The following is a 1,801-nucleotide window of genomic DNA, read 5'->3' as shown; positions in this document are numbered from 1 at the left end:
CGCAGGTAGGGCTGGCCGACCTTGTTGGCCAGCCATTGGCAGAGGCGGTCCAGGTCCAGGGGCTGGCCAGGGTGTCGGCGGTCTTCCAGGGCGCAGGCGGCGATCTGTTCCAGCGGGTGAGCGGTGGGGTGAGTGGCGGCGTGCTCGAGTACCTGCAGGGTGTCGTTGGCGTGTAGATGCTGGTCGGCGAGCAGGGCCTGGAGCACGCGCTTGAGGTCGAGTGCCGGGTTGTCGGGGGTGTGCATGGTTGGCGTCCGTGCCTGATAGGGGAGTGCTAATCAAGGCTAGCCGGACGGCGGAAGGTTAACGGAAGTGAAAAGTTTCGGGAATTTACTGTGCCTGTACTGGCCCTATCGCCGGCAAGCCAGCTCCCACAGGATCACCACAGGCTCGAAGATTGCGCTGTACCTGTGGGAGCCGGCTTGCCGGCGATAGGACCGGTAAATGCTTACACAACCGCCAGCTCCACCCGCTGCAGGTTGCTCAGGCTCACCTCACCCACACACACCAGATTGCGCAGTTTTTGCGCAATCACCTCGGCCCGGTGCCAGCTCAGGCCGCCGATGCCGACCTCGATATCCAGCCAGTCATCCTGCTGGCTGACCTGCACGCTGTGCGGGGTCAGGAACTGCAGGGCAAACAGGTTGAGCACCCGGCACAGGCTGTCAGGTTCGGCCTCGGCCTGCAGGCGATAGTGCACGGTGCTTTGGGCGTTGCTGGCGGCCCAGGCGTCGTTACGGGGCTGTGCGTTCATGCTGGTCTCCGCGAATGTGGGAGAAATTCTTGCACGTTGGCGGCGGTATTTTTTCGCTATGATTTGATAATTTCGCTGTCTTGGCGAATTGTTCTATTCATAAAGTGCTGTTCAGGAGAATTGTTGATGCACAGCGAGCTGGACGCCTACGACCGCCGTATTCTCGAACTGCTGCAGGAGGACGCCTCGCTGTCCAGCGCACAGATCGCCGAACGCGTGGGGTTGTCGCAATCGCCGTGCTGGCGGCGTATCCAGCGGTTGAAGGAGGAGGGCGTGATTCGCGGGCAGGTGACCTTGCTGGACCGCAAGAAGGTCGGCCTGAACACGCAGATCTTCGCCGAGGTAAAACTGAACGCCCACGGGCGCTCCAACTTCACCGAGTTCACGGACGCGATACGTGGGTTTCCGGAGGTGCTGGAGTGTTATGTGCTGATGGGTTCGGTAGACTTTCTGTTGCGCATTGTCACCCCGGATATCGAGGCTTATGAGCGGTTCTTCTTCGAAAAACTGTCGAACGTGCCGGGGATACAGGAGGTGAACTCGATCGTGGCGCTGTCGGAGATCAAGTCCACAACCAGCCTGCCACTGTCGCGATAAGACCGTTTCAGACCCGCTGACGCGGTCCCTGTAGGAGCGGCCTTGTGTCGCGAAAGGGGCGCTAAGCGCCCCCAGGCTTTGTGCACCAAGCAGATATTGCCGGGGCCGCTGTGCGGCCCTTTCGCGACACAAGGCCGCTCCTACAAAGGCTGCGTCAGCCTTCAGAAGGGTTCACGCCTTGAGCAGGTGCTTCCAGCCGCGGCTCTGATCCACCGCCCGGGCCTGTTCGATACGCGCTTCCAGCACTTCATCGCTGATCGGCTGTTCAGCCAGCTCATGCAGCTTCTTCAGGTCGCCATACAGGCGGTCCATCTGTGGCGCTTCCAGCACCTGGCGGGCATGATGCAGCCAGGCCAGTAGCTGTTCGATACGCGGCAACTGCTCGGCCAGGTCTTCCGGGCGCTGGGTGTACAACGGCAGTTTCAACGCACGGCCTTCTTCGCCCAGCAG

The 1,801-nt window shown here is 61.4% G+C and carries 2 protein-coding genes and 2 pseudogenes; 1 reads left to right on the top strand and 3 read right to left on the bottom strand.

Annotated features, from left to right (window positions below; translation table 11 throughout):
• Together JV551A3_RS30515 and JV551A3_RS30510 are read right to left on the bottom strand one after the other, a co-directional pair.
• Nucleotides 1–245: pseudogene (locus tag JV551A3_RS30515) on the bottom strand (type II/IV secretion system protein); the annotation flags it as partial.
• A gap of 203 nt (nt 246–448) precedes the next feature.
• Complete coding sequence (locus JV551A3_RS30510) at nt 449–754, bottom strand: hypothetical protein (RefSeq protein ID WP_133979389.1); 306 nt, start codon at nt 752–754, stop codon at nt 449–451.
• A 126-nt stretch (nt 755–880) separates the two neighbouring features.
• Here JV551A3_RS30510 and JV551A3_RS30505 point away from each other — a divergent pair, with 126 nt between their 5' ends.
• On the top strand, nt 881–1,351 hold the full coding sequence (locus JV551A3_RS30505) for an Lrp/AsnC family transcriptional regulator (protein ID WP_015272225.1): 471 nt from the start codon (nt 881–883) through the stop codon (nt 1,349–1,351).
• A gap of 171 nt (nt 1,352–1,522) precedes the next feature.
• Here JV551A3_RS30505 and JV551A3_RS30500 read toward each other — a convergent pair.
• A pseudogene (locus JV551A3_RS30500) lies at nt 1,523–1,801 on the bottom strand (inorganic triphosphatase); the annotation flags it as partial.

This window comes from Pseudomonas inefficax (assembly GCF_900277125.1).
Taxonomy (GTDB): Bacteria; Pseudomonadota; Gammaproteobacteria; order Pseudomonadales; family Pseudomonadaceae; genus Aquipseudomonas; species Aquipseudomonas inefficax.
Note: the sequence above shows the minus strand (reverse complement) of the source record. Positions and strands in the feature narration are given on the sequence as shown.

Coding starts and splice junctions, on each gene's coding strand:
- JV551A3_RS30510 (WP_133979389.1), bottom strand. CDS start 754: ATGAACGCACAGCCCCGTAACGACGCCTGGGCCGCCAGCAACGCCCAA.
- JV551A3_RS30505 (WP_015272225.1), top strand. CDS start 881: ATGCACAGCGAGCTGGACGCCTACGACCGCCGTATTCTCGAACTGCTG.